At 43.2% G+C, this 6,501-nt stretch carries 9 protein-coding genes; all 9 read left to right on the forward strand.

Annotation, left to right across the window (positions count from 1 at the left end; all coding sequences use genetic code 11):
* Nucleotides 1-37 precede the first annotated feature (37 nt).
* The 9 genes from traK (at nucleotide 38) to HMPREF1212_RS26125 (ending at nucleotide 6,371) form a co-directional block, all read left to right on the forward strand.
* The gene (gene traK, locus HMPREF1212_RS26085; protein ID WP_046151745.1) at nucleotides 38-661 is read left to right on the forward strand and encodes a conjugative transposon protein TraK; all 624 of its coding nucleotides are present in this window, start codon (nucleotides 38-40) and stop codon (nucleotides 659-661) included.
* A 7-nt stretch (nucleotides 662-668) separates the two neighbouring features.
* Nucleotides 669-959 carry a TraL conjugative transposon family protein gene (locus tag HMPREF1212_RS26090; RefSeq protein WP_046151746.1) on the forward strand — a complete coding sequence of 97 codons (291 nt, stop codon included), beginning with the start codon at nucleotides 669-671 and terminating at the stop codon, nucleotides 957-959.
* Nucleotides 940-2,301 carry a conjugative transposon protein TraM gene (traM, locus tag HMPREF1212_RS26095; RefSeq protein WP_052725132.1) on the forward strand — a complete coding sequence of 454 codons (1,362 nt, stop codon included), beginning with the start codon at nucleotides 940-942 and terminating at the stop codon, nucleotides 2,299-2,301. The genes HMPREF1212_RS26090 and traM overlap by 20 nt, the downstream gene beginning before the upstream one ends.
* Nucleotides 2,302-2,346: 45 nt before the next feature.
* Nucleotides 2,347-3,297 carry a conjugative transposon protein TraN gene (gene traN, locus HMPREF1212_RS26100; protein WP_046151748.1) on the forward strand — a complete coding sequence of 317 codons (951 nt, stop codon included), beginning with the start codon at nucleotides 2,347-2,349 and terminating at the stop codon, nucleotides 3,295-3,297.
* 2 nt (nucleotides 3,298-3,299) lie between these two features.
* Nucleotides 3,300-3,884 carry a conjugal transfer protein TraO gene (locus tag HMPREF1212_RS26105; protein ID WP_046151749.1) on the forward strand — a complete coding sequence of 195 codons (585 nt, stop codon included), beginning with the start codon at nucleotides 3,300-3,302 and terminating at the stop codon, nucleotides 3,882-3,884.
* 11 nt (nucleotides 3,885-3,895) lie between these two features.
* A complete protein-coding gene (locus HMPREF1212_RS26110; RefSeq protein ID WP_046151750.1) occupies nucleotides 3,896-4,348 on the forward strand; it encodes a DUF3872 domain-containing protein in 453 nt (150 codons plus the stop codon).
* Between the two features lie 170 nt (nucleotides 4,349-4,518).
* On the forward strand, nucleotides 4,519-5,121 hold the full coding sequence (locus tag HMPREF1212_RS26115; protein WP_046151751.1) for a M23 family metallopeptidase: 603 nt from the start codon (nucleotides 4,519-4,521) through the stop codon (nucleotides 5,119-5,121).
* A 42-nt stretch (nucleotides 5,122-5,163) separates the two neighbouring features.
* Entirely contained in the window at nucleotides 5,164-5,616 is a 453-nt protein-coding gene (locus HMPREF1212_RS26120; RefSeq protein WP_046151752.1) for a PH domain-containing protein, read from the forward strand.
* 23 nt (nucleotides 5,617-5,639) lie between these two features.
* Complete coding sequence (locus HMPREF1212_RS26125; RefSeq protein WP_046151753.1) at nucleotides 5,640-6,371, forward strand: hypothetical protein; 732 nt, start codon at nucleotides 5,640-5,642, stop codon at nucleotides 6,369-6,371.
* Nucleotides 6,372-6,501: the final 130 nt, after the last annotated feature.

The following is a 6,501-nucleotide window of genomic DNA, read 5'->3' on the forward strand; positions in this document are numbered from 1 at the left end:
CACTGTGTCATTTATTAATTCAAAATAAAACGAACAAATGGAGTTCAAAAGTTTAAAAAATATAGAAACATCGTTCAAGCAGATACGCCTTTTCGGTATCGTCTTTGTCTGCCTGTGCGCCGCCATTACGGGTTACTCGGTATGGAACGCGTACAGCTTTGCCGAAGCGCAACGCCAGCGTATCTATGTGTTGGACGGGGGCAAGTCCTTAATGCTTGCCCTCTCGCAAGACCTTTCGCAGAATCGTCCTGTCGAAGCGCGGGAACACGTTAAGCGTTTCCACGAGCTGTTCTTCACGCTATCACCCGATAAAAAAGCCATTGAAAGCAACGTAAACCGAGCCTTGTTCTTGGTGGATAAGTCGGCTTTCAAATACTATCAGGATATGGCGGAAAAGGGCTACTACAACCGTATCGTGTCGGGAAATATCAACCAGCTTGTACAGATGGATAGCATCGCTTGTGATTTTGATGTGTACCCCTACAAGGCGGTAACATATGCCAAGCAAATGATTATACGAGAAAGCAACATGACCGAACGCAGCTTAGTTACACGCTGTAACCTGATTAATTCGGTACGCTCGGATAACAACCCGCACGGCTTTACGATGGAGAAATTCGAGATCGTGGAAAACAGGGACATACGTGTAACAGAAAGGTAGGTATGCTATGATAAAGAAAATAATCAACCGTGTAAACGAATGGATGGAGGACGGTCTGCGGGGCTTGCTCGGCAGGCTGACCCCTGACCGCAGGGTAATCCTTATCGTAACCATGCTTATTCTGTTCAGCGGCTTGTCTATCTACATGACCGTAAGTAGTATATACAATTTCGGCAAAGATAAAGGCGAGCGTATGCAGATCGAGCAGATAGAATCCCTTAAACTCCAATTGGAGCAGCAAAGGGATAGTATTAACAATCTAAATGAAAATTACGAATATGAGCGAACAAATGAATAACAATCAGGTACAGGCACAGGGAAAACCGCCTGTGCCTGACAAAAAGGAGCAGCCGAAATCGCCTCCCCAAAAGGAGCTTTCAATAGCGGAAAGGAATAAGCGAAAAAAGATGCTGATAATGCCGCTGTTCTTTCTGCTTTTCGGCGGGGCAATGTGGCTGATTTTTGCACCTTCAGATAGCGGCGAAACAAAGATAGAGGGACAATCGGGCTTTAACGCCGAGATACCAATGCCGAAAGATGAAGCTATAATCGGAGATAAGCGCGATGCCTACGAACAGGAAGCCATGCGACAGAAGCAACAGGAAAAGATGAAGTCTTTACAGGACTTTTCTTCGATGTTTGATCAGAATGAGCAAAGTGAGCTTCAAACAAGCCCTGCATCAAAGCAACCGGAGTATTACGAAAGCCCGTCCCAAGCAGGTAGCGGGAGTTCACGCCAAAAGCTGCAAGCCTCCGCAACTGCCTATCAGGATATAAACAAGCAGTTGGGGGCATGGTACGAAGAGCCTGCGGGAAAGAACGAACAGGAGCTTGCCATAGAAAAGCGTATGGAAGAATTGGAGCGCAAGTTAGCGGAAGCCGAAACTCAGAAAGCCACCGAGAGCGAACAGCTTGCCATGATGGAAAAGTCCTACCAAATGGCGGCTAAGTATATGCCCGGTCAGGCAGGGCAACCCGCCGAAAGCAGTAATGCCGCTGTTCTTTCAACGAAAGACAAGGTAAATATTCAGCCCGTAAAACAGGTGCGACACAATGTAGTATCGCTGCTGGCTACCCCGATGTCGAACGATGAGTTTATGGAATCTTTCAGTAAGCCTCGCAATATGGGATTTCATACTGCTGCCGGAAACGAGGGCGTGAAAGACAAAAACAGCATCCGTGCCTGTGTGAACCAGACCGTAACGCTGACAAGTGGACGGGAGGTGCAAATAAGGCTGTTAGAACCGATGCAGGCGGGAAATATACTTATCCCCGCAAACAGCATCATTACCGGTTCATGCAAGATTACAGGTGAACGGCTCGACATTGCGATCAGCTCCATTCAGTACGCCGACAACATTATTCCGGTTGAAATAGCGGTGTACGATACGGACGGGCAACGCGGCATCTTTATTCCCAACTCGGACGAGGTAAAAGCAGTAAAGGAAGTCGCCTCAACGATGGCGAACTCTGCCGGAACAAGCATAATGATTTCGGATGATGCAGGTTCGCAGCTTGCCGCCGATATGGGAAAGGGGCTTATTCAAGGAGCATCGCAGTATGTGAGCAAGAAAATGAGTGTGGTAAAAGTTACACTGAAAGCGAATCACCGCCTGTTATTGCTCCCAAAGGAAAATTAATAAAACCACTAAGAGATCAAGTATAAACGATTAAAATTAAAAAGAATGAAACGAATTATTTTGATGCTTGCCTTGACGGTAAGCGTATTTGCAGCCAACGCGCAGGAAACGAAAACCGAAGCGGAAACAACACAGACCAAGCCCACTACGGGCGACTACTATCAGGGTTTTACCCGCCCACTGACCTTTAACCGAATGATACCGCCTTATGCACTAGAGGTAACATTCAGCAAGACGGTACACGTCATTTTTCCCTCCAACATCCGCTACGTGGATTTGGGGTCGGCAGATCTTCTCGCGGCGAAAGCGGACGGAACGGAAAACGTGTTGAGAGTGAAAGCCGCATTAAGGGATTTTTCGCGCGAGAGTAATCTGTCCGTCATTACCGAAGATGGCGCATATTATACGTTCAACGTGAAATATGCGGACGAACCCGTAAAACTGTCCGTTGAAATGACCGACTTTTTGCACGATGGGGAGGCAACCAACCGTCCGAACAATGCACTTGCGGTTTATATGCAGGAATTGGGGCAGGAATCGCCCTTGCTTGTCAAGCTGATTATGCAGTCCATTCACAAAAACAACGATAGGAAAATTAAGCATATCGGCTCAAAGCGTTTCGGCATACAGCACACATTAAAAGGAATCTATACCCATAATGGGCTGTTGTATTTCCATTTGCAGTTGAAAAACTCGTCCAATCTGCCGTTTAATATCGACTTTATCACTTTTAAAATTGTGGATAAGAAGGTAGCCAAGCGTACCGCCATTCAAGAACAAGTAATCTGGCCGCTGCGAGCCTATAACAACCTTATGGTAATAGGCGGACAGCGCACAGAACGAATGATTTTTGCCCTGCCGAAGTTCACTATTCCCGATGATAAGATGTTGGTTATTGAACTCAACGAACAGGAGGGCGGGCGACACCAACGCTTTACGGTAGATAATGCCGATTTGATACGTGCAAAGGTTATTAACGAACTGAAAGTGAAATAACCATGAAGCGGCTAACAATTATCTTAACGCTTGCGTTATGCTTCGCCTTTTCGGGCGGGGCATACGCCCAGCGTTGCCTGCCGGGTATGCGAGGCATACAGGTAATAGGCGGAATGGTGGACGGAGTGTATTCGTCCAAAACCAAAAATGAAACGGGTTACTCTTTCGGTGTGGCAATGGCTACCTACGCAAAAAACGCAAATAAATGGGTATTCGGTGCGGAGTTTCTGCAACGCTACTATCCGTACAAAGAAACTCGTTTGCCGATGGCGCAGTTTACAGCGGAGGGCGGATATTTCTTAAAAGTCCTGTCCGACCCGTCAAAGACGGTTTTTCTCTCTTTGGGAGGCTCGGCACTGGCAGGCTACGAAACATCGAATTGGGGCGAAAAGACCCTCTACGATGGCTCTACGCTTCAAAACAAGGACGCATTTATCTATGGCGGGGCTATTACATTGGAACTTGAAACTTATCTGACTGACCGCGTTGTGTTGCTTCTGACAGGACGCGAACGCATCCTTTGGGGTAACTCAACAGGTCATTTTCATACACAGTTCGGCATCGGGCTGAAATTTATAATCAATTAAAAAGAATCATTATGAAAAAAATAAAGAGTTTTTTCGGAATAATGGGCGGGCTGGCAGTGATAATGCTGTTAGCCTGTGCCTGTTCTGACGATATGGATATTAATAAGGTTTACGCATTTGATCTGGTTTGTATGCCGGTTCAGAAAAAAATCGTTCAGGGAGAGGCGGCGGAAATCCGTTGCCAAATCGTAAAGGAAGGGAGCTACGAGGAAACAACGTTTTACATCCGTTATTTTCAGCCTGACGGTAAAGGGGAGCTGCGAATGGACGATGGGCGGGTACTGCTGCCAAACGACCTTTACCCCTTGAAAAAAGAAACATTCCGAATGTACTACACTTCCCATTGTTCCGACCAACAGGTGATAGACGTGTATATCGAGGATAATCACGGACAGGTGGTGCAGAAGTCCTTTAGTTGGCAAAATGACAAGGGGGACGAGGAAAATGAGGAAGAAGATTTATAAAAAATCAGACCATGATTATAGGCGGATTTATTGTATTTAACGCCCTTTGTTGGCTTTGTATAGCCCGGTCGCTGATTAATGCCCCGACAGACGTAGAGCTGTGGGGAGAGGAAATTGAGTAACGGAAAAACGCCCGAAAAAAATCGGGCGTTTTTGATAAATATGAGATTATGAGATATAAAATATTATTCTTTGCCATGTGCCTGTATTTACCCATGCTGGTGGTCGGGCAACCAAACGACACGGCAAATAGAAAATCGGAAATAGAAGCGTTTACGACACAGGTTTATTCAGTCAGGGAGTTTCAGCAAATAGCAGATTCATTGCTGCTGTCTATTGACGAGCTGTGCGACTATCCCGTAATTTTTCCGATTAGAAAGACAACCCGGATTTCATCGGGATTTGGAATGCGAAGGCATCCTATCAGCAAGGTTCGACAATTTCATACAGGCATTGATATACCGGAGGTAAAGGGTACACCTGTGTATGCTACCGGAAACGGAGTAGTAAGCCGTAAAGGGTACGGTTCAGGGTACGGATATTTTATAGAGATTACACACGCTGGGAATTTCCGTTCGTTTTACGCACATTTGGGCAAAACGTTGGTAAATGTAGGTGATGAGGTAAGTATAGCCCAGCAGATTGGTTGCGTGGGTAATACAGGAATATCGACAGGCAGACATCTGCACTACGAAATCAGAAAGGATAAACGCTACCTGAATCCGAAAGAATGGTGCTATTGTCTATTTGATGTATTTAAAATCAAATCATAATGCAAAATTTCTTATATTTGCTTCACAGTAAATCAATAGCTTATGAATTACATAAATAATAACTTACAGTCCGGAGAAGAAATAAAGTATGTTGCAAAATTACATTTCTTCCTGTTCGTCCAACCTCTCGTATTGTTGCTTATCGGTGCTTTACTGGCATCAAGTCCTAAAGAAATATCGGCTATGACCCACTATGCGGGATTGCTGATTTTATTTTTCGGACTTGTATCGCTCGTGCAAAGACTACTCGTAAAAATAGGTTCATCCTACGCCGTAACCAATAAGCGGGTGATACTTAAAACAGGCGTTATCAGCCGCAGAGCGGTAGATTTGGTTTTGGCAAAGTGTGAGGGCTTGCACATAAAACAAAGTGTTTTAGGCAGGATTTTCAACTTCGGCACAATTACCGTAACAACAGGCGGGGCTTCAAGTTCTTATCCTTTTATTGCTAATCCGCTTGCCTTTAAGCGTGAAATTAATTCACAAATAGGGTAAGTCATTAATTTATAAACTATAAAATGTGGTTCAGGAAAAACAATATCAATGCAGATTCCATTGAAGAAAAACTTAATTTGAACAATAAACAATTATTACAAGAGGTAAGAAAAGCATACTCTGTAACTTTTGAATCTCATAATAAGGATTATGAAGCAAATTATACGATAAATAAAACTGCGATTATTTATTATAATCCTACTAAATTTTCAAATGAAGGTATTGCTCACGAATTACTGCATTTATGGCTTAAAACATTTGGTGGTTTTTCTTCCAATCATATATATTTGGCTTTTAAATCTGACCCAAAACTTTGTCTGATATTCTCGAAAGAATTGTGCGACCATATAGGTAATTGTCAGGATCATATAAAAATGTACCCTAAATATATAGAAATGGGATATTCTCCTAAGTTATTTATTCGGGATGCAGAGAAAGAGCAATGTGCATTAAACAATATTCGGTTGTTGTCTTTGGATAAAAGCAATATTCAATCAGGTCAGCAAATGGATATGTTCATTGGTTATCTTATTTCTATATATGCACATCATATAAAATTAGATTATTCTCAACACTTGCTCTTATTAAAACAGAAAGACCTTGAATTATTTGAAGTAGTAACTGAATTTTGGCAATCATGGGAACAATTTGATAATTTTAATGTTGATCCTATCTATAACTCCGATTTCGATTTATATGAGAACTTCATTCATGCAATGGAAAATTTGGTTGCAGGCAGAATTATAAAGCATTGAAAGAAATTTAAAATAAAAATCCGGTGGTATCATAAAGAGGGCACTGAAAAACCTTTTAGATTTTCAGACAAATCTCTTCCGTTGCGCTAAAAAATTAAAGTTGTCAAGTCCTAACTTTGGATTTGGCAAC

The sequence above is a fragment of the Parabacteroides sp. HGS0025 genome (genome assembly GCF_000969845.1).
Taxonomy (GTDB): Bacteria; Bacteroidota; Bacteroidia; order Bacteroidales; family Tannerellaceae; genus Parabacteroides; species Parabacteroides gordonii.

Bases quoted from the DNA above. Each gene is read 5' to 3' on its own strand.
- traK (WP_046151745.1), top strand. From the start codon at position 38: ATGGAGTTCAAAAGTTTAAAAAATATAGAAACATCGTTCAAGCAGATA.
- HMPREF1212_RS26090 (WP_046151746.1), top strand. From the start codon at position 669: ATGATAAAGAAAATAATCAACCGTGTAAACGAATGGATGGAGGACGGT.
- traM (WP_052725132.1), top strand. From the start codon at position 940: ATGAGCGAACAAATGAATAACAATCAGGTACAGGCACAGGGAAAACCG.
- traN (WP_046151748.1), top strand. From the start codon at position 2,347: ATGAAACGAATTATTTTGATGCTTGCCTTGACGGTAAGCGTATTTGCA.
- HMPREF1212_RS26105 (WP_046151749.1), top strand. From the start codon at position 3,300: ATGAAGCGGCTAACAATTATCTTAACGCTTGCGTTATGCTTCGCCTTT.
- HMPREF1212_RS26110 (WP_046151750.1), top strand. From the start codon at position 3,896: ATGAAAAAAATAAAGAGTTTTTTCGGAATAATGGGCGGGCTGGCAGTG.
- HMPREF1212_RS26115 (WP_046151751.1), top strand. From the start codon at position 4,519: ATGAGATATAAAATATTATTCTTTGCCATGTGCCTGTATTTACCCATG.
- HMPREF1212_RS26120 (WP_046151752.1), top strand. From the start codon at position 5,164: ATGAATTACATAAATAATAACTTACAGTCCGGAGAAGAAATAAAGTAT.
- HMPREF1212_RS26125 (WP_046151753.1), top strand. From the start codon at position 5,640: ATGTGGTTCAGGAAAAACAATATCAATGCAGATTCCATTGAAGAAAAA.